Here is an 18528-nt window from a genome sequence, read left to right on the forward strand (position 1 = left end):
TTGCCCCCGCCGGCCGGGCGGCCAATGAACCGGTGGGGAGTCCTGTGAGCCGAGAAAAGCAGCACACCGAGTCCGCGCCCACGGCGAGGCAGGGCGAAAGCGTCGTCATGGCGCGCCGCCCGGGCGGCGCGGTGGACCGGGACGACTTCGCCGTCCGGCGGCGGAGGATCGCCCCGCCCGGCGACGGCGAAGTGCTGATCCGCCATCAGGTGACGAGCGTGGATCCCTACCAGCTCAACAACATGCGCCGTCATCAGCAGGTCGGCGACATCGTGGAGGCCGGCTGCGTCGGCGTGGTCGTGGAGAGCAACGACAGCCGCGCGCCGGTCGGTACGCAGGTGGCGACCTACAGCGGATGGACCGAGTACTCGACCCGGCGGCTGGCGGCGACCGAGTTCGCCGACCGCGCCCTCGGTGACGAACTCGACTGGATCCACGTGCTGGGCACGCCCGGCGTCACCGCCTACGTGGGCCTGCACGACGTGGGCGGCGTCTCGGCCGGCTGGACCGTCGCGGTGAGCGCCGCCGCGGGCGCGGTGGGCGGCGTGGCCGTCCAGCTGGCCAAAGCGGCCGGCGCCCGGGTCATCGCGATCGCCGGGGGAAGCGACCGGGTACGGCACACCACGGACGTGCTGGGCGCCGACATCGGACTCGACTACCGCACCGACACCTTCGAGCGGGACCTGCGTACCGCCGCCGGCAACGGTATCGATCTGTTCTTCGACAATGTGGGCGGCAGCCTGCTGCGGAGCACCCTGCCGCTGCTCACCGCGTCGGGCAAGGCCGTGATCTCCGGCCGGGTCAGCGCGTATGTGACGGACGAGGGCGGCCCGGCCCACCCCGGCGACCCCGACACGGAGCAGCGCACGGTGCAGGGCTTCCTGGTCGGTGACTACTACCCGACCCGTCTGCTGCCCGTCCGGGCCGAACTGGCCCGGCTGCTGGAAGCCGGTCAGCTCACCACCGTCGTCAGCGAGTTCGAGGGCCTCGGATCGGCCCCGGAAGCCTTCGCCTCGGTCTTCCGGCAGGGTTCCCCGTACCTGGGCAAGCGCGTCGTCCGCATCGCTCGGGATCAGTCCACCTAGCCCAGCCGGAGCGGCGAGTCAGCCGTGCGTCCGCACGCGGACCGGCGGCCACCGGCAGGCGTGGGGACGGGGCGGCCGGTTTCAGGTGCCGGGGCGGGCCGGCGCGGTGCCGCCGGTGCGGGCGGGGAGCCGCTCGATGGCCAGGACCGCGACATCGTCGGCGAGCCGGCCCCCGGTGTGCGCGACGACGTCGCGCAGCAGGTGCTGCAGCAGCGCCTCGGGACCCGCCGGCGGGAAGGTCGCGGCCCGCTCGGCCAGCGGGTAGAACACGCCCTGCGGTGAGCGGGCCTCGGTCACGCCGTCGGTGTAGAGCAGGAGGGTGTCGCCGTCGGCGAAGGCGAAGCTGTCGCTGCGGAACTGGGGGGCGTGCAGGCTGCTCAGGCCCAGCGGCGAGTTGGGTGTGCCGGACTCCAGAAGGGCGACGGCGCCGTCGTGGAGCAGCAGCGGCGCCGGATGCCCGCAGCTGATCATCGTGCCCTGCCGGGTCGCGTCCGGCAGGTCCAGGACCAGGGCGGTCACGAAGTGCTCGCCGGGGTCGCGGTCGGTGTCGGCCACGTCCTCGAGGTCCGCGCTGACGCTGTCCTCCATCGCCCGGACGAGCGCGGACAGGCTTTCGCAGCGCCGGACGCCCTCCCGGAAGGCGCCCAGGACGACATTCGCCTCCCCGATGGCGGCCAGGCCCTTGCCCCGCACGTCGCCGATGAGCACCCGGCTGCCGTCCCGGCCGGTCCGGGCGACCGCGAACAGGTCCCCGCCGATCTGCGCCTCGGTGTCGGCGGTCATGTACCGCCACGCCACCCGCAGTGACCCCACCGCTCCGGGGGCGGTCGCAGCAGGACCCGCTGCGCGGTCTCGGCCACCACGCGCACCCGGTTCAGCTGCCGGCTGTGCCGCTCCCGCAGATAGCAGAAGAAGACCACCACCACGGACAGCACCACCAGCGCGGTGAACTGCCAGACATGGCTGGCGGTGCCGACCCCGCCGTCCTGCCCCATGATCAGGGCCTGCGCCGCCACCGCGACGGCGCCGATGATCGCGGTGCGCCAGGGGCCGGCGAACGAGGCGGTCAGCGCCGGTGCGATCACCAGCAACGGGCCGAGATGGACATCGTCCGGCGACACCAGGGCGGCCACCGTGATCGCGACGATCAGGACGCCGGGAACGGCCAGCAGTCGTCCCGAGGCGTGGGCCGGGAAATCGTCCAGCCGCCAGATATCCATGGGCCCATTCTTGTGGTCGCAGGCCGCAAAAGAGCGGAACGCAACCGGGCGGTCCACCGGCTCACCCATCGGCATCCGCGGCGGGGAGAGCGGATCAGGGAATCGCGGGCCCCGCACCGCGACGCCGGGCCGGGGGCCTGCGGCACCTCGCCTGCTTTGTCGGGCATGTCGTCGTGCGCCGCGGCACCACCGCTACCGCCGGGCGCCGGGATCCAGCCGGTCCGCCTCGCGGGGCCGTTCGGTTTCCGTGTTGTGCGCGAGGCCGTCCCGGTCGGCCTCGGCCGGCTCTCCGAGGGGCAGGATCAGCGCGCGCAGCACCGCGGGATCGGGCGGCCGGTGGATCGCGCCGATGTCCTGCCACCCCCACGACAGGAAGGCGGCGTACGCCGGACCGTCGGCCTCGTCCACCAAGGTGGCGCCGAGCGAGGCCTGGTGCTCGCTGAGCAGCCGCTCCTGCAGGCGGCCCGCCAGGCCGCGGTCCTGCTCGTGCCGGTGGACGACGATTCCGGTGATCGCGAAGACATGCCCGGACGCGGTGAGTTGCTCGACGTTCTGCGGGAGGGCGCCGCGGAAGCCCTGCCACCAGGCACCGTCACGCGTGACAGGGAACCCGAACACGCAACCCGCCAGGGCGGATGCCTGCGCCGCGACCGTCGCCTCCGCGACCATCATGTCGAAGCCCGGCCGGCGCACGTCGTCGATGAAGCCCCGCAGGAAGTTCTCGCGGCTGCGGTACTCCTCGCCGGACGCCGTCCCGGTGGACTCCACGTAGAGGTCCGCCATGTCCTCGCGCTGGTCCTCGGCCTGCCAGCGGTTGAGCCTGCGGAAGTACATCTCCCCGGCGCCGGACGGCTCGTGGCCCTCGGCCTTCTGCGCCTGTCCCGGTCCGGACCCGGCCGTCACCGCCCACCGCCGGGAAGGACGGGCGGGACCGGCGCCGGACCCCGTACGACGGACGCCACGGGCGGCCGGCGGTGGCCGGTCGACATCTGCGAAGTGAACATGAGCCCCTCGGTGTGCGGGAAGGACCGGGGCCGGGACATCCGGTGGCGCCGGATCTCCGGCATTTCCTGACACGGTTCCCGGCACGGGTGGGCCGGGGCGACCGGATCCGCGATCCGCTCCCCGCGGGCAGCCGTGTCGGAGCAACCACAGGCCGTCGGGGTCCAGGACGTCCCGGTGCGAGCATAGCCGCGGGCCCGTCGCCCTGGGAATGCCGCGGCGGCTGTCGAACCTTCGTGCGATATTCGCGGTGGAGCGGACGAGCGGCGTATTTTAGCAGTAACTAAAATTCTGCTCCGGACCGGAAGTCACCATGGCAGGCGGCGATGCCGCTGCCCCAGTGGCGTGCGCGGGCACCGCTCACCTCGCGCGGGGTGCGCGGCGGCGTCCCGGCCGCTCACGGCCGACCGGCGGTCACAGCACCGCCCGCTCGGACGGGAAGTGACAGGCCGCCACATGGTCGCCGCCCTGCTCGGCCGGCGCGGGGACCTCGTTGGCGCAGCGCTCCCGCTGCGGCTGCCCGAGGGCCGCGAAGACCGGGCAGCGGGAGCGGAAGGGGCACCCCGTCAGCCGCCGGGTGGGGCTCGGCGGGTCCCCGGGCAGCAGGATCCGGGTCCGCGCGCGCTCCCGCGCCGGGTCGGGCAGCGGCACGGCGGACAGCAGCGCCTGGGTGTACGGGTGCCGGGGCCGGGCGAACACCTCGCCCACCGCGCCCGCCTCGACCGTACGGCCGAGATACATCACACTCACCCGGTCGGCGATGTGCCGCACCACGGACAGGTCGTGCGACACGAAGAGGTAGGCGAGGCCGAGTTCGGCCCGCAGCCGCAGCAGCAGGTTGATGATGCCGGCCTGCACCGAGACATCGAGCGCCGAGACCGGCTCGTCCAGGACCAGCAGCCTGGGGTCCACGGCCAGCGCGCGGGCGATGCCGATGCGCTGCCGCTGGCCGCCGGAGAACTCGTGCGGGAAGCGCTCCGCGTGCGCCGGTTCCAGCCCGACCTGGCGCAGCAGTTGCGGCACCCGGCGGGCGATCCGGTCGCGTTCGGCCCGCTGGGCGCGCATCGGCTCGGCGATGATGTCGCCGACCGGCAGCCGCGGATCGAGACTGGCCATCGGGTCCTGGAAGACGATCTGCACCTGCCCGCGCAAGGTGTGTGCCGCCCGTCGGGTCAGCCCGTCGGTGTTGTGGCCCAGTACTTCGACGCTGCCGCGCTCGGGCCGTGCCAGCTCCAGGATCTCGAACAGGGCGGTCGACTTGCCCGAGCCCGACTCGCCCACCAGGCCGAGGACTTCACCGGCGCGGATGTCGAGGTCGACTCCGTCGACGGCGTGCACCGAGCCGACCCGGCGTTTGAACACCGACCCCTTATACAGCGGGAAGGTCCGGGCCAGGCCGGCCACCCGCAGCACGCTGTCGCCCTCGGGCCGCCGGCCGCCCCGCTCGTCGTCCGGCTGGGCCGGGTGGGCGGCGGCCGCCACCGGGAAGACGTCGAGCGGACGGAGCCCGCCGACCTCCTCGGCCCGCACGCAGGCGGCCAGGTGCTGCTCGTCCCCGCCGCTCGTGAGCTCGGGTTCCGCGGCCCGGCAGCGGTCCTCGGCCAGCGGGCAGCGCGGCGCGAAGGGGCAGCCGGGGGCGAGGGCGCCCGGGGCGGGCGGGGCGCCGGGGATTGGCACGAGCGGTTCGGGCCGCCCCTTGCCGCCGGTGTCCAGCCGCGGCACCGCGCCGATCAGGCCGAGCGTGTACGGCATGCGCGGCCGGGAGAACAGCGTGTCGACCGGGGCGGTCTCCACGATCCGGCCCGCGTACATCACCGCGACCCGGTCCGCGGTGCCCGCGACGACCCCCAGGTCGTGGCTGACCAGCAGCAGGGCGGCGCCGGTTTCGCGCTGCGCGGTGCGCAGCACGTCGAGCACCTGGGCCTGCACGGTGACGTCGAGTGCGGTGGTGGGTTCGTCGGCGAGGATGATGTCGGGGTCGTTGGCGATCGCCATGGCGATCATCGCGCGCTGCCGCATGCCGCCGGAGAACTCGTGCGGGAAGGCTCCGGCGCGCACCCGGGGTTCGGGTATGCCGACCAGGTCGAGGAGTTCGACCGCCCGCTCGGCGGCCCGCTCCCGGGAGAGGTCCTGGTGGGTGCGGATGGCCTCGACGATCTGGTCGCCGATCCGGTAGACCGGGGTGAAGGCCGACAGCGGGTCCTGGAAGACCATCGCGACCCGGTTGCCGCGCAGCCGGGACAGCGCCGTGTCCGGCGCGCCGACCAGTTCGGTGCCGTCCAGTCGTACGGAGCCGCGTATGTGCGCCCCTCGCGGCAGCAGTCCCATCGCGGCCAGCGCGGTCACCGATTTGCCGGAGCCCGACTCGCCGACCAGGCCGAGGACTTCGCCGCGGTGCAGCACCAGGTCGACGCCGCGCACGGCGGGCGCCGCGCCGAAGTCCACCGCCAGGCCGCGGATCTGCAGGACGGGCTTCCCCGCCGACGCGCTCACCTGGTCCCGGCCCGCGCGCCGCGCCGTTCGGTGCCCCGCCGTTCCGATCCGCGCCGTCCGGAGCCGTCCCGTCCGGAGTCGCGCCGCTCGGCGCCGCGCCGCTCGGTGCCGCGCCGGACCGACGTCGGGTCGATCGCGTCCCGCAGCCCGTCGCCGACCAGGTTCACCGCGAGTACGAAGACCACCAGCAGTCCGGCGGCGAAGAAGAACATCCACGGATAGGTGATCGCCGCGGTGGTGCCGTCGGCGATCAGCGTGCCGAGCGACACGTCGGGGGGCTGCACGCCGAAGCCGAAGTAGGACAGCGCGGTCTCGCTCATCACCGCGCCGCCCACCGCGATCGTGGCGTCGATGATGAGGAAGGACGCCACGTTGGGCACGATGTGCCGGGTGATGATCCGCAGCGGTCCGACCCCCATGTAGCGGGCGGCGCGCACGAATTCGCGCTCCCGCAGCGAGATCGCCATCGTTCGCACCACCCGGGCGGTGATCATCCAGGCGAACAGCGCGAGCAGCAGCGCGAACACCAGCCAGCCGCCGCCCCTCAGGCGCGGCGAGAGGACGGAGATCACCAGGAAGCTCGGAAAGATCAGCAGCAGGTCGGTGACGAAGGTCAGCAGCCGGTCGGTCCAGCCGCCGAAGTAGCCCGCGCAGGCGCCGACCGCCGCGGCCCCGGCGGTCGCGGCCACTCCCACCATCAGCCCGATGACCAGCGACTTCTGCAACCCGCGCACGGTCTGCGCGAAAACGTCCTGGCCGATCCGGTTGGTGCCCCACCAGTGCCGGGCGGAGGGCGCCGAGCGCAGCGCGGTGTAGTCGATGTCGCTGTAGCTCCACCGGGTCAGGTGCGGTCCGGCGAAGGCGAGGACGAACAGCAGCGCCACGACGATCAGTCCGGCGACGGCGCTGCGGTGGGCGACGAAGCGGCGCACGATGACCCGGGCCCGGCTCGGCGGGCCGGCCACCAGGCCGTCGTCCGATGCGGCCCCGGCGAGCAGGGCCTCTGGTGCGGTTGCCATGGCGGTGTGGTGAAACCCCTGTCAGGAGTGGCGGATACGCGGATCGAGCGCGGCGTGCAGCAGGTCGGCGGCCAAGCCGGACAGCAGGACGACGACGGCGGCGAAGGAGCTCACCGCGACAACGGAGTTGACGTCGTCCTTGCCGATCGAGGCGACCAGCCACTCGCCCATACCGTGCCAGCCGAAGATCGCCTCGGTGAAGATGGCGCCGGTGAAGACCGCCAGGAAGTTGTAGGAGAAGAACGTCGACATCGGGATCAGCGCGGTGCGCAGGCCGTGCTTGACCAGTGCTTCGCGCCGGGTGAGGCCCTTGGCCCGGGCGGTGCGCAGATAGTCGGAGCCGAGCACGTCGAGCATGGCGCTGCGCTGGTAGCGGCTGTAGACGGCGACGGTGATCAGTCCGATGGACAGGCTCGGCAGCAGCAGGTGCACCGCCCGGTCCTCGGCGTGCGCCAGCCAGCCGCCCCGCAGACCGGGCGTCTCCTCGCCGGTGAACCGGATGAGGTCGGTGCCCAGGGCCTGATTGAGCTTGATCGCCCCGATCTTGAGCAGGACCGCGAGCAGGAACACCGGGGTGGACAGCAGCAGGAAGGAGCCGACGGTCAACAGCCGGTCGGACAGCCGGTACTGGCGCACCGCGGTCCACGCCCCCGCCAGGATGCCGAGCACCGTTCCGGCCACGGTGCCGGTCACCAGCAGCCGCAGGCTGACCCCGACCCGGCGGCCGAACTCGTCGTTGACGGAGGTGCCGTCGATGGTCCGCCCGAGATCGCCGCGCACCGCGTGCGCGGCCCAGTGGCCGAACCGGTCGTAGAGCGGGGTGCGGTCGTCGATGCCGAGCGCGGTGAGCTGGGCGTCCACGGCGGCGGGCCGCGGCGGCGGTTGCCGCGCCTCGAAGTACGCCCGCGGCTGGAGCGCGGTGGCGGCCAGGGCGTACGACAGGCACACGGCCACCACCAGCAGCACCACGTAATAGCCCAGTCGCCTGGCCAGATAGGCGAGCACATCGGGTCCTTTCCGCGGGGTCACCGTCGATCTTCGGGGCCGCGTGTTGCGACGGTGTGAAGAGACCATGTCAGATTTACCAAAGAGGCGCATGGGGTCTCCGGTGCGGTTTAGCCTCAGCGCGCAGCACGGTGTCCCCTGGGGCCCCCGGTGCTGCCGCGCCGTGCTCGACGACGAGAGGGACCCCATGCGCAGGAAGTTCGGCAGAGCCGTCACCGCGGTCGCCGTGGCCCTTTCGGCCGCGTTGCTGACGGCGGGGTGCAGCAGCTCCTCCGACCACGCGGACACCTCGAAGGACGCGGCGTCCAGGACGAGTTCCGCGGCGCCCGCGGTCGGCTCGCAGGAGATCAATCCGCAGCCGGCCGGCAAGGTCAAGCAGGGCGGCACCTTCACCGCGGCGATCCAGCAGTGGATCCCGCAGTGGAACTTCTACCAGGTGGACGGCACCCAGGGTGACGCCCAGAGCATCGTGGTGCAGGTCGAGCCGAGCCTGTTCACCTACGACGCCCAGGGCGTCTCGCAGCTGGACAAGGACTTCCTGGTCTCGGCCGATGTCACCGCCACCAGCCCGCAGGTGGTGACGTACACCCTGAACCCTAAGGCCAGGTGGTCCGACGGCAGGCAGCTGAGCTGGCAGGATTTCGCCACCCAGTGGAAGGCGCTGCGGGGGAGCGACGACCGCTACCTGGTCGCCGACACCAGCGGTTACGACCAGATCTCCGCGGTCACCCGGGGCGCGGACGACCAGCAGGTGAAGATCACCTTCAGCAAGCCGTACGCGGACTGGAAGCGGCTGTTCCGCCCGCTGCTGCCCGCGCCCGCGATCGCCACGCCCGACCTGTTCAACAAGGGCTGGCTGGAGAAGGTCCCGATCACCGGCAACTCCTGGAAGATCAGCTCCTACGACAAGACCGCGCAGACCGTCACCACCGTGCCCGACCCGCACTGGTGGGGCAGCAGGCCGAAGCTGGACTCGATCATCTACCGGGCGCTGGACGCCTCGGCGGACACCGACGCGTATCTGAACAAGGAGATCGACTACGCCCCCGCCATCCAGCCCGAGGACTACAAGCGGCTGGCCGAGGCCCCGGACACCGACATCAGGAGCGGTGCCCGCTGGGACGAGGTGCACATCACCCTCAATGGGGCCCGCGGCCCGCTGCGGGACCTGTCCGTGCGGCAGGCCGTCGACCTCGCCATCGACCGGCAGGGCATCCTCGCCTCCTTCTCCAAGGACCTGCCGTTCCCGGTCGAGCCGCTGGGCAACCACTTCTTCATGCCCAACCAGCAGGGGTACCAGGACAACAGCGGCAAGTGGGGCCGTTACGACCTGGCCGGCGCGAAGAAGCTGCTGGACGCGGCCGGCTGGAAGGACAACGGGGCGGGCAAGCCCCGCACCAAGGACGGCGCGTCCCTCACGCTGCGCTACGTGCTGAGCGCCGGCTCCAGCTCGTCGGCCACCGACCAGGCCCAGCTGGTGCAGGCGCAGCTCGGCGCGGCGGGCATCGCGGTGAAGATCCAGACCGTCCCGGCCGACGACTTCTTCACAAAGTACGTCAACACCGGCGCCTTCGACCTGGTGAGCTTCCGCAACGTCGACGCCGTATTCCACACGATGCTGTACTCGACCTTCCAGGCACCCAGCGGCACCCAGGTCTACGGCAACTTCGGACGGATCTCCACACCGCAGATCCAGCAGCTGCTCACCGAGGCCGCGGCAACCACCGACCAGGCGAAGTCCGACGCCCTGTACAACCAGGCGGACGCGAAGATCTGGGAGCAGGTGCACTCCATCGAGCTGTACCAGCGCCCGCAGATCGTGGCGGTCCGCAAGGGCCTGGCGAACTTCGGCGCCTCGGGCCTGGCCGACACGGACTACAACACCATGGGGTGGACCTCATGACATCCCCGGCAGGCGTCGGACCGCCCGCCGGCGGCCCGGGTCAGGGCTGCTCCGCCCCGCCCGCCACCCCCAGGTAGCGCCGCAGCGCCTGGCCCGCGGCCCGGACGTGGTCGCGGGTGTGGCGCTCCGCGGCGCGCGGGTCGCCGTCGCGGATCGCCGCCAAGATGGCCTCGTGCTCGTCGACGGCGACCGGCAGCCGGCCGGGCGCCTGCGCGGACAGGCGGTTGCCCATCCGCACCTGGGCGATGAGGTTCTCCGCGATGGGGATGAGCCGCCGGCTGCCCGAGCCCTCCCAGATGAGGCGGTGGAAGGCGAGGTCCAATTCCCCGTAGGACTGGAGGTTGTTCGCCTCGATGGCCTTGCGCTGCCTGGCCAAAAGCCGCTCCAACTGGTCGGCGATCCGGTCGTGGCCGGGCGCCCCGGCCGTCCGGCGCGCGGCGATCCCGTCGAGGGCTTCGCGCAGCTCGTACAGCTCCAGCAGGTCGTCGGTGCTGCCTTCGGGGACGAAGTAGCCGCGGTGCGGGACGGCGACCAGGAAGCCCTGCCGTTCGAGGGCGGCCAGGGCGGCCTTGATCGGGGTCGGGCTGAGGCCGAGCTGTTCGGTCAGCGGGCGGACCGTGACCCGGGAGCCCGGGGTGAGCGACCCGTCGAGGATGGCGGCCCGCACGTGGTCGTAGGCGGCGTTCAGCAGGGTGTGGCGCGGGACGGTCATGGTCGCCGGGTGCCCCCCTTTTCTCCGTGAAGACGATGCTACCGGGGCCGCCGCCTGCCCGAAGCGGCCCCGGCGCGGCCGGTCGGGTCAGTGGAGTCTGCGCTCGTACCAGCGGGACAGCATCGTCAGGGGCAGGCAGATGACGAAGAAGACGGCGAGTACGGCACCGAGGATCGGCACCGCGTGGGAGGAGCCGCCGGACAGGGTGAGTCGTTCGATGGAGCGCTGTGACGCCTCGAGGATGTCGAGCAGTCCGATGACCGCGGCCAGTGAGGTCTGCTGGGTGAGGTTGACGACGAGTCCGATCACCGGCGGCAGGGCCCGCCGGGCGGCCTGGGGCAGCAGGACGTGCCGCATGCGCCCGGTCCAGGAGAAGCCCAGTGCCGCGGCGGCCTCGGCCTGTCCGCGGGGTACCGACTGGACGGCGCCGCGGACGACTTCGGCCATGTTGGCGCTGCCCCACAGCGACAGTCCGATGACGGCGGCGCTGAAGGTGTCCACCCGCACGCCGATGATCGGCAGCACGAAGAAGATGAAGTACAGGATGATGATGATCGGCAGCCCCCGCCAGATCTCGACGTAGGCCCGGGCCACCGCCCGGACCGGCCGGCTGGGCTGGGTCAGTACGGCCCCGACCAGGATTCCGGCCAGGAGGCTGGCGGCGATGGCGGCCAGCGCCAGCAGGGCGGTTTCGCGCAGGCCGGTGGCGAGGTAGTCGGCCACCGGTCCGGCCCACGGGGGCATCAGTGTCCTCCTGGTATCGCGAAGCGCCGCTCGACGGCTCCGGCGCCCAGGGACAGGAGCCAGACCAGGGCCAGGTAGACGACCCCGATGGCGAGGAACATCTCGAAGACCCGGAAGCTGACGGCGACGAGGTTGACGGCGGTTTCGGTGAGTTCCGGGTAGCTGATCGCGACCATGAACGAGGAGTTCTTGAACACGGAGATGAGGATGTTGGTGACCGACGGCAGGGCGATGCGGGCACCGAGCGGGAGGGTGACCTGCCGGAAGGCGGCCAGCCGGGAGAAGCCGAGGGCTCGGCAGGCCTCGACGTAGCCGCCTTCGACGGCTTCGAAGCCGGCGCGGAAGTTCTCCACGGTGTAGGCGCCGCCCCACAAGGCCAGGGACAGCCAGCCGACGGTGAATCCGCCCAGTCGCAGCCCGGTGTCCGGCAGCGCGAAGTACAGGAAGAAGATCTGCACCAGGAGCGGGGTGTTGCGGAACACCTCGACGTAGACCGTGACCAGTTGCCGGGCGACCGGGACGCGCAGCGCGCAGACCGCGCCGAGCAGGACGCCGGCGATCAGGGAGCCGGCCATGCCGATGGCGCTGATCGCCAGCGTTCGCAGCAGGCCGGTGCCGAGGTCGCCGAGGTGGTGGACGACGAAGCCCGGTTCGAAGTGGTAGCCGGAGATGTCGGCCATGCTCAGCACTGCAGGGTGGCGCCGGACGGATAGGTCAGCTTGCTGCCCGGGCGCGGCAGGTACTTGGCGAACTGCTGCTGCACGGACGGGTCGGTGACCGTCTTCTGGAATTCGGTCCAGAAGAAGTCGCTCTGCTGCATGTGGGCCAGGGCGCCGTTGACCCAGGCGAGCATCTGCGCGTCGCCCTTGCGGACGCCCATGCCCCAGGGGCTGTCGGCCTTGGCGTCGCCGACGACCTTGAGGTCCGCGTTCTTCGCCGCCAGGTCCAGCAGCAGGGTGTCGTCCTGGGCGAACGCGACACCGCGCTTCTGGTTCAGCGCGGTCAGCGCCTGGCTGGTCTCGGTGAACAGGGTCTGCTTGACATCCTTCATGCACTGGGTCAGCCACAGGCTGGCGGTGGCGCCGGAGATGCTGATGACGTGCTGGCCGGCCAACTGGTCGAAAGAGGTGATCGGGGAGTTCTTGGGCACCAGCAGTTTCACGCCGCTGTCGAAGTAGGGGGTGGAGAAGTCGATGGTCCGGGCGCGTTCGGGGGTGTAGTTCATCGTCGCCTCGATCAGGTCGATGCGTTTGGAGACCAGGAACGACACCCGGTTGGAGCCGGTCACGCAGGTCAGGCTCAGCGCGTTGGGGTCGCCGAACGCGTAGGCGGCCATCTGGTGCGCGATGTCGATTTCGAAGCCCGCGTTCTTCGAGGACTCGTCGATGTAGCCGAACGGCGGGTAGTCGCACTTGACGCCGACGGTCAGCTTGCCCTTGCTCTTCACCTCGTCGGGCAGCGGCGCCCCCACGTCCACCGGGCTGCCCGACGAGGCGGACGCACCGCCCGAACCGCCGGCCGAGGACGACCCCTTGGACGAGGAGGAGCAGCCGGCGGCGAGGACCAGGACCATTGCCGCACCGATGACCATGCCGAATTTCGATCTCACGACGTTGCTTCCTTCTGCTCGATCCGGTGTGCTAACGGAGAACCTTGCGCAGGAATTGGCGGGTACGGTCGTTCCGGGGCCGGTCCAGCACGTCGGCCGGGCGGCCCTGCTCCGCGATCACGCCGCCGTCGACGAACACCAGGCGGTCGCCGAGTTCACGGGCGAAGCCCATCTCGTGGGTGACACACAGCATTGTCATCCCGGAGCGGGCGAGGTCGCGCATCACGTCGAGGACCTCGCTGACCAGCTCCGGGTCGAGTGCGGAGGTCACCTCGTCGAACAGCATCACGTGCGGGTCCATCATCAACGCGCGGGCGATCGCGACCCGTTGCTGCTGCCCGCCCGACAACTGCCTTGGGTAGGCGTCGGCCTTGCCGGCCAGCCCCACGCGGGCCAGCAGCGCGCCGGCCCGCTCGCGCGCCCGGTCCTTGGGCATCCCCAGCAGCTTGCGCGGCGCCAGGGTGAGGTTGTCGACGGCGGACAGGTGCGGGAAGAGGTTGAACTGCTGGAACACCATGCCGATGCGCCGGCGCACCCGGTCCGGATCGACGCCGGCCCCGGTCAGGTCCTCGCCCTCCAGCAGCACCTGGCCGGCGGTCACCGGCTCCAGCAGGTTGACGCACCGCAGCAGGGTGCTCTTGCCGCCGCCGGACGGGCCGATGACGGCGACCACCTCACCGCGCGCCACCGTCAGGTCGACGCCCTTGAGCACCTCGACGCCGCCGTAGGACTTGTGCACCCCGCGCAGCTCCACCATCGCCGTCGGCCCGCCGGCCGGCGACGCGGTCATCGCGGTGCCCCGCGGTCGTCGGCCGCGCCGGCGGGGGAGGTCGCGTCCGGCGGCAGGTCCGCGTCGCGTGCCAGCCGGGGCGGGCTGCCCACCCGCAGGCTGTCGGCGTACTTCAGCGCACTGCCGGTGTTCAGCACGAGGACCTCCTCGTCCCCGTCGAGCCACCGGTCGGCGCGCAGCCGGCGTACCGCGGCCAGTGTCGCGGCTCCTTCCGGGCACATCAGCACCCCGTCGGCGGCCGCGCAGGCCGCCTGCTCCTGGAGGATGTCGCGGTCGTCGACCGCGATCGCCGTGCCCTTGCTGTCCCGCAGCGCGGACAGGATGAGGAAGTCGCCCAGCGCGGCGGCGACATTGATACCGAAGGCGACCGTGCGTGCCTGGTCGGCCGGCCACGGTTCGGCGGTCTCGGCCCCCGACGCGAAGGCCCGTACGATCGGCGCGCAGCCGGTGGACTGCACGGCCACGAAGCGCGGCAGCCGCCCGGTGATCCACCCCAGCGCGGTCAGCTCGTCGAGGGCCTTGCGGATACCGATCAGGCCCACGCCGCCACCGGTCGGGTACACCACGACATCCGGCACCCGCCAGCCGAACTGTTCGGCGATCTCCAGGCCCATCGTCTTCTTGCCCTCGATGCGGTAGGGCTCGCGCAGGGTCGCGGCGCTGAACCAGCCGTCCTTGACCGCCTGCCCGGCGATGCGGCCGGCGTCGCCGATCAGACCGTCCACCAGGTACACCCGGGCGCCGGCCGCCAGACACTCCTTGCGGGTCACCTGCGGAGCGTCCTCGGGCATCACCACCAGGCACTCGGTGCCGGCCCGTGCGGCATAGGTGGCCCACGCGGCGCCGGCGTTGCCGTTGGTCGGCAGCGTCAGCCGCCGCACCCCCAGTTCGTGCGCCCGGGAGACGCCGACCGCCGCACCCCGGGCCTTGAAACTGCCCGTCGGCAGCATGCCCTCGTCCTTGGCCAGCAGGCCCGGTATCCCGATGCGCCGCCCGTACCCGGGAAGCGGCACGATCGGTGTCCAGCCCTCGCCGAGGGTGATCACGTTGGCGCGGTCGCGTACCGGCAGCAGCTCGCGGTACCGCCACAGGTCCGCGCCGCGCGCGGCGATGTCCCGCGGCCCGACCGCGGCCCGGACCCCGTCGAGGTCGTAGCGGGCGAGCAGCGGCGAACCGCAGCGGCACACGTTCTGCGGCACGTCCGCGTCGTAGTGCTCGGCGCAGCGTCCGCACTCCAGGTGGGTCAGCGCGCTGGTCCAGTTGCCGTCGTCGGCGTTCAACCGGTGACTTCCTCTCTGTCCGGCCCGGGGGATGGTCGGTGGTGGGGGCGGGCGGGCCCGCCCCCACCGCGGTTCACCGTCCGAGGCGTTGGAACTGCTGGCCGGTGAGCTTCGTCGACGGCCCGTGGTAGGCGGCGTTGAAGAGCATCCGCTGCTCGGACCGGTTCCAGGTGCGGAAGCCGATCTCGTTGCCGAAGGTGACGACCCAGCCGTCGCCGATCGTCCAGGACAGGCCGTTGACGGCCCCGTTGAGGCTCTCGCCCCCGATCAGCCAGCCGCTTTGCAACTGGTCGCCGCTGTCGGGGTACTTGGCCACCACCTCGACCGGATAGGTGCCGGTGTCGGTCAGTTGGTAGGCGTCGTCCGACACGAACCACACCGGGTTGTTCGCCGGCACGCCCCAGGCCACCGGGTTGGCGGTGTCGAACTCCTGGCTCAGCAGCGATCCCGGGCAGTAGAAGTCCGAGGAGGAGCCGCCGGGCAGCGCGGAGGTGATCGGCAGGCCGAACAGCGACTGGGCGGTGGCGGTTCCGCTGCCGTAGGTGACCAGCGTGCCGCCGCCGGTCACGAAGTCGTGCAGCTGGTTCCAGCCGGTGGTGCCGACACCGAACGCCCAGGCCCAGTCGGGCGGGTAGTTCTTCGGATTCAGCCCGCTGACGATGGAGTTCTTGCTGACCCCCTCCGGCATGATGATGGCGTCGTAGGTCCCGGCGAGGTCGGCGTAGTCGCTCGCCGACACGACCGAGTACTCCACCCCGTACTGCTCGAACGTCCACATCAGCCAGCCGGACGGCATGTTGTCCGGCGGCTTGATCAGGCCGATCCTGGTGCCCGGCTTGAGCTGGGCGCCGGCCACCGGCGGCACCGCGCGGATCGCCGACACCGGGATGCCGGTGGCCTTCGAATTGTCCAACAGGAGCTGCCGGGCGGCCGGGGACGGCGGGACGAGGAAGGTGCCGGCCGGGAAGGCGCGCCCGCCGTCGGTGAACGGGGCGGCGGCGCGGAAGGTGGGGATGTCCTGCTTCTGCAGCGCGGCGACGATCCGGAACACCCCGTAGGACTCCGGCCCGAACGCGTACGCCCCGCCGCTCGGCGGTGCGGACGGGGTGGCGACCGCCGGGGGCTTGACCGAGGTCAACTGCCGGGTGTCGGTGGCGAAGGGCGCGCTGATCAGGTCGGCCTCGAAGCCGAGCAGCATCGGCAGGGTCTGCGCGGTGGTGTCGTAGGGCCGCTGCGGCGGGCCACCGGGGTACTGCAGCAGCTGCGGGTAGTCCTGCACCTCCAGCAGCGTCTTGGCGAACCCGGCGTACGGCTGCTGCAGACGGATGACGTACGAGCCGGCGGGGTACTGCTTGCCGTCGGCGGTGAACGCGGTCTGCGCCTGGCCGATCTCCACCGCGCCGAGGTGGAAGATCTCCAGGGCGTCGAGGACCGCCTGCGGGTCGCGCTGCCCGGCGGGGATGACATAGGCGTACGGGCTGGTCCCGGTGACCGCCTTGACCCCGACGCGATAGGAGTTGTAGAGCCAGTTGTAGGTGTCGTAGGCGACCGTCTCCAGGCCCGAGTAGAAGGCCTGGGAGACCCAGTCGACGATGTTGCGCAGTGTCCAGGTGTTCGAGTCGTACGGCTCGATGAAGTTGATGTCGGTGGTCTGCTGGCCGAGCGGTTTCGTGCCCACCTGCGGATAGGCGAGGTTGGCGGCCGCCGCTGCCTCGGTCAGGATGCGCGCCGAGCCGTGGTAGACGCAGTACTGCCGGGACGGCGACCAGTAGTCGTACTCGGAGCCCCAGCCGTTGCCCTTCATGCCGGCCGCGGTCATGCCCCGCTGCATCGCCAGGCCCACCGTGTCGGTCTGCTGCACCAGGATGGTGTCGATGTTCGGGTCGTACGGCGACAGGTACGGCGGGGTGAACAGGCGCGGCGAGCCGGTACTGGCGCCGTGGGAGTCCTGGAACACCTGGGGGCGGTACTTGTTCAGGATCGAGACGTTGTACTTGCTCTCGACCTGGGTCAGCATGATCCAGTCGCGGTTGTCGTCGTGGCCGGTGTACTTGTTGTACAGGTCCGGGTAGGTGCGCGAGTAACTGGTGCCGGCCGTGGCGGCGAAGTAGTCGTTGACCAGGACGATGCCGTCCGGGTTCTGGCACGGCTGGAGCAGGATGACGAGGTTGTCGAGGATCTTCTCGATGTAGTCCGACTGCTCGGTGGCCAGCCGGTAGGCCCACTCGATGGCGGCCTGGGAGTTGCCGACCTCGGTCGAGTGGATCCCGGCCTGCGCGTAGTAGAACGGCTTGCCCTCGGTGGCCAGTTTCTTCGCCTCGGCCTCGGACAGCCCGCGCGGGTCGGCCAGCCGGGCGTTGGTGGCGACCAGCCGGTCCAGATCGCGCAGGTTCTTCGGCGAGCTGATCGTCAGCAGGATGTACGGATATCCCCGGGTGGTCTTGCCGATCTCCTCGTACGTCACCCGGTCGCTGCGGTCGGCGATCAGCTGGAAGTACGGGACCATCGTGCTCCACCGGGCCAGGAAGCCGTCGGTCCCGATCGCGGTCCCGAAGTACTCGGCCGGAGTCGGGATCCGCCCCTTGTGCTGCGGCCCGGCGGCCGGCTGCTCGTGGTCGGCGGCGGCCTGGGGTGCGGCCGGCGCCGCCGAGGCGGCGCCCGGGTGGATCACGGTCGCGGCCGCCCCGGCGCCGGCCGCCGCGGTGGTGCGAAGGAGCGTTCGGCGGGAAAGCCTTGAGTTCTCGCTGCTGGTCATCTACCGACATCGCCTTTCACGGTCCGACAGGGCCGGGCCGTTGTCCTCGCGGAGGCGGGTGGACCGTCGCCGCTGGCCTGCGGGGTGTCGTTCAACGCCGTCCGTGGCGCGACGCTGCGCCACGATGGTTGCCGCGATGCCCGGGTGCCGCGCGCTGCTGTCGGGCGGGCCCGCGTGATCCGCGGGCGCCCCCGACCCGGGCGATGGAAACCTTGCGTGCAACGCAATCTGCCAGCCCGTAGCGAGGGAGGGCAACGGTTCCATCTTGGATTTAATATTAAAAGCGTGTTGCATCGTGCCTGGCTGGGGCGGTGACAGCGCGGTACGTGGGGGAGCGCAACCGGCCTTCGGCGAGGCGTTACTGACGCAGCGTCAGCTTTTTGGCCCGGGCCGGCGGGTCGGCATGCAGGCGCCGATCGGTTTCGGCCGGCGCCCGCGGGGTCCGCCTGCGGGACGCCTTGCCCGCGACAGCCAGCAGCGCCGACTCCAGCTCCAGCACGTTGCTCAAGCTGGAGCGGCACAAGCCCGCGGCGGACTCTCCCGGCAAAAGGCGGGCGCCGCCCGACCCCCTGGGGGGTGGGCGGCGCCCGCCGTTCGGTCTCGGTGCCGGTGCTACCAGCGGTACCAACGGCCCCGGCTGCCGCTGGAGTGGGTGCCGCGTACGACAAAGCCCAGCACCCATACGACGAGTACCACGACGGCGATCCACCACAGAAGGTGGAGCGCGAATCCCGCGCCGAAGAGAATCAGCGCCAGCAGAAGAACAACGAGCAACGGTCCCATGATTATCAGCCTCCAAGAAGGCGTGTGCCCCGGATGGGAACGCTCATGCGAACCATCGGTCGCCACCGTCCGGGCGACCCGGAGTGCTTCCGCCCCTGGTCTCTTCCGACCTCCGGCTCGGCGTGCGG

General features: G+C 71.5%; 17 protein-coding genes. 2 read left to right on the forward strand and 15 right to left on the reverse strand.

Annotated features, from left to right (window positions below; genetic code table 11):
- Nucleotides 1-44 precede the first annotated feature (44 nt).
- Nucleotides 45-1085, forward strand: coding sequence for an MDR family NADP-dependent oxidoreductase (locus GA0115240_RS08260; RefSeq protein WP_161302090.1), 1041 nt, complete (start codon nt 45-47; stop codon nt 1083-1085).
- A gap of 81 nt (nt 1086-1166) precedes the next feature.
- Here GA0115240_RS08260 and GA0115240_RS37915 read toward each other — a convergent pair whose 3' ends face one another.
- From GA0115240_RS37915 to GA0115240_RS08285, 6 genes are all read right to left on the reverse strand, one after another.
- Nucleotides 1167-1868, reverse strand: a complete 702-nt coding sequence (locus GA0115240_RS37915) for a PP2C family protein-serine/threonine phosphatase (RefSeq protein ID WP_237554712.1) — start codon at nt 1866-1868, stop codon at nt 1167-1169.
- Nucleotides 1865-2305 (reverse strand): hypothetical protein, encoded by a 441-nt coding sequence (locus GA0115240_RS37920; RefSeq protein ID WP_237554713.1) that lies wholly within the window; start codon nt 2303-2305, stop codon nt 1865-1867. The genes GA0115240_RS37915 and GA0115240_RS37920 overlap by 4 nt, the downstream gene beginning before the upstream one ends.
- A gap of 192 nt (nt 2306-2497) precedes the next feature.
- A complete protein-coding gene (locus GA0115240_RS08270) occupies nt 2498-3208 on the reverse strand; it encodes a hypothetical protein (RefSeq protein WP_237554714.1) in 711 nt (236 codons plus the stop codon).
- Nucleotides 3209-3721: 513 nt separating this feature from the next.
- Nucleotides 3722-5800, reverse strand: coding sequence for a dipeptide ABC transporter ATP-binding protein (locus GA0115240_RS08275; protein WP_218087417.1), 2079 nt, complete (start codon nt 5798-5800; stop codon nt 3722-3724).
- Entirely contained in the window at nt 5797-6819 is a 1023-nt protein-coding gene (locus GA0115240_RS08280) for an ABC transporter permease (protein ID WP_093736001.1), read from the reverse strand. The genes GA0115240_RS08275 and GA0115240_RS08280 overlap by 4 nt, the downstream gene beginning before the upstream one ends.
- Nucleotides 6820-6840: 21 nt before the next feature.
- On the reverse strand, nt 6841-7824 hold the full coding sequence (locus GA0115240_RS08285; RefSeq protein WP_093736002.1) for an ABC transporter permease: 984 nt from the start codon (nt 7822-7824) through the stop codon (nt 6841-6843).
- A 187-nt stretch (nt 7825-8011) separates the two neighbouring features.
- On the opposite strand from GA0115240_RS08285, the gene GA0115240_RS08290 reads away from it, so the two are divergent.
- On the forward strand, nt 8012-9727 hold the full coding sequence (locus GA0115240_RS08290; protein WP_093736003.1) for an ABC transporter family substrate-binding protein: 1716 nt from the start codon (nt 8012-8014) through the stop codon (nt 9725-9727).
- A 40-nt stretch (nt 9728-9767) separates the two neighbouring features.
- On the opposite strand, the gene GA0115240_RS08295 is transcribed toward GA0115240_RS08290, so the two are convergent.
- From GA0115240_RS08295 to GA0115240_RS08330, 9 genes are all read right to left on the reverse strand, one after another.
- Nucleotides 9768-10439 (reverse strand): GntR family transcriptional regulator, encoded by a 672-nt coding sequence (locus GA0115240_RS08295; protein WP_093736004.1) that lies wholly within the window; start codon nt 10437-10439, stop codon nt 9768-9770.
- An 87-nt stretch (nt 10440-10526) separates the two neighbouring features.
- On the reverse strand, nt 10527-11183 hold the full coding sequence (locus tag GA0115240_RS08300; protein ID WP_093736005.1) for an amino acid ABC transporter permease: 657 nt from the start codon (nt 11181-11183) through the stop codon (nt 10527-10529).
- Nucleotides 11183-11863, reverse strand: coding sequence for an amino acid ABC transporter permease (locus GA0115240_RS08305; protein WP_093736006.1), 681 nt, complete (start codon nt 11861-11863; stop codon nt 11183-11185). Before GA0115240_RS08305 ends, GA0115240_RS08300 begins: the two co-directional genes overlap by 1 nt.
- A 2-nt stretch (nt 11864-11865) precedes the next feature.
- Complete coding sequence (locus GA0115240_RS08310; RefSeq protein ID WP_141708773.1) at nt 11866-12792, reverse strand: transporter substrate-binding domain-containing protein; 927 nt, start codon at nt 12790-12792, stop codon at nt 11866-11868.
- 31 nt (nt 12793-12823) lie between these two features.
- Nucleotides 12824-13582: an amino acid ABC transporter ATP-binding protein gene (locus GA0115240_RS08315; RefSeq protein ID WP_093736008.1), complete on the reverse strand. Its 759-nt coding sequence runs from the start codon at nt 13580-13582 to the stop codon at nt 12824-12826.
- Nucleotides 13579-14862, reverse strand: a complete 1284-nt coding sequence (locus tag GA0115240_RS08320; RefSeq protein WP_176725012.1) for a threonine synthase — start codon at nt 14860-14862, stop codon at nt 13579-13581. Before GA0115240_RS08320 ends, GA0115240_RS08315 begins: the two co-directional genes overlap by 4 nt.
- A 73-nt stretch (nt 14863-14935) precedes the next feature.
- Nucleotides 14936-17617 carry a M14 family zinc carboxypeptidase gene (locus GA0115240_RS08325; protein ID WP_093736009.1) on the reverse strand — a complete coding sequence of 894 codons (2682 nt, stop codon included), beginning with the start codon at nt 17615-17617 and terminating at the stop codon, nt 14936-14938.
- Nucleotides 17618-17975: 358 nt separating this feature from the next.
- Entirely contained in the window at nt 17976-18125 is a 150-nt protein-coding gene (locus tag GA0115240_RS36730; RefSeq protein WP_176725013.1) for a hypothetical protein, read from the reverse strand.
- Between the two features lie 104 nt (nt 18126-18229).
- On the reverse strand, nt 18230-18400 hold the full coding sequence (locus GA0115240_RS08330; RefSeq protein ID WP_093736010.1) for a hydrophobic protein: 171 nt from the start codon (nt 18398-18400) through the stop codon (nt 18230-18232).
- Nucleotides 18401-18528 lie beyond the last annotated feature (128 nt).

It is taken from the genome of Streptomyces sp. DvalAA-14, assembly GCF_900091855.1.
Classification (GTDB): domain Bacteria; phylum Actinomycetota; class Actinomycetes; order Streptomycetales; family Streptomycetaceae; genus Actinacidiphila.

What these genes read in the sequence shown, in the direction of transcription:
- GA0115240_RS37915 (WP_237554712.1), bottom strand. Translation starts at nt 1,868, where the DNA reads ATGACCGCCGACACCGAGGCGCAGATCGGCGGGGACCTGTTCGCGGTC.
- GA0115240_RS37920 (WP_237554713.1), bottom strand. Translation starts at nt 2,305, where the DNA reads ATGGATATCTGGCGGCTGGACGATTTCCCGGCCCACGCCTCGGGACGA.
- GA0115240_RS08280 (WP_093736001.1), bottom strand. Translation starts at nt 6,819, where the DNA reads ATGGCAACCGCACCAGAGGCCCTGCTCGCCGGGGCCGCATCGGACGAC.
- GA0115240_RS08290 (WP_093736003.1), top strand. Translation starts at nt 8,012, where the DNA reads ATGCGCAGGAAGTTCGGCAGAGCCGTCACCGCGGTCGCCGTGGCCCTT.
- GA0115240_RS08295 (WP_093736004.1), bottom strand. Translation starts at nt 10,439, where the DNA reads ATGACCGTCCCGCGCCACACCCTGCTGAACGCCGCCTACGACCACGTG.
- GA0115240_RS08300 (WP_093736005.1), bottom strand. Translation starts at nt 11,183, where the DNA reads ATGCCCCCGTGGGCCGGACCGGTGGCCGACTACCTCGCCACCGGCCTG.
- GA0115240_RS08305 (WP_093736006.1), bottom strand. Translation starts at nt 11,863, where the DNA reads ATGGCCGACATCTCCGGCTACCACTTCGAACCGGGCTTCGTCGTCCAC.
- GA0115240_RS08315 (WP_093736008.1), bottom strand. Translation starts at nt 13,582, where the DNA reads ATGACCGCGTCGCCGGCCGGCGGGCCGACGGCGATGGTGGAGCTGCGC.
- GA0115240_RS08325 (WP_093736009.1), bottom strand. Translation starts at nt 17,617, where the DNA reads ATGACCAGCAGCGAGAACTCAAGGCTTTCCCGCCGAACGCTCCTTCGC.
- GA0115240_RS08330 (WP_093736010.1), bottom strand. Translation starts at nt 18,400, where the DNA reads ATGGGACCGTTGCTCGTTGTTCTTCTGCTGGCGCTGATTCTCTTCGGC.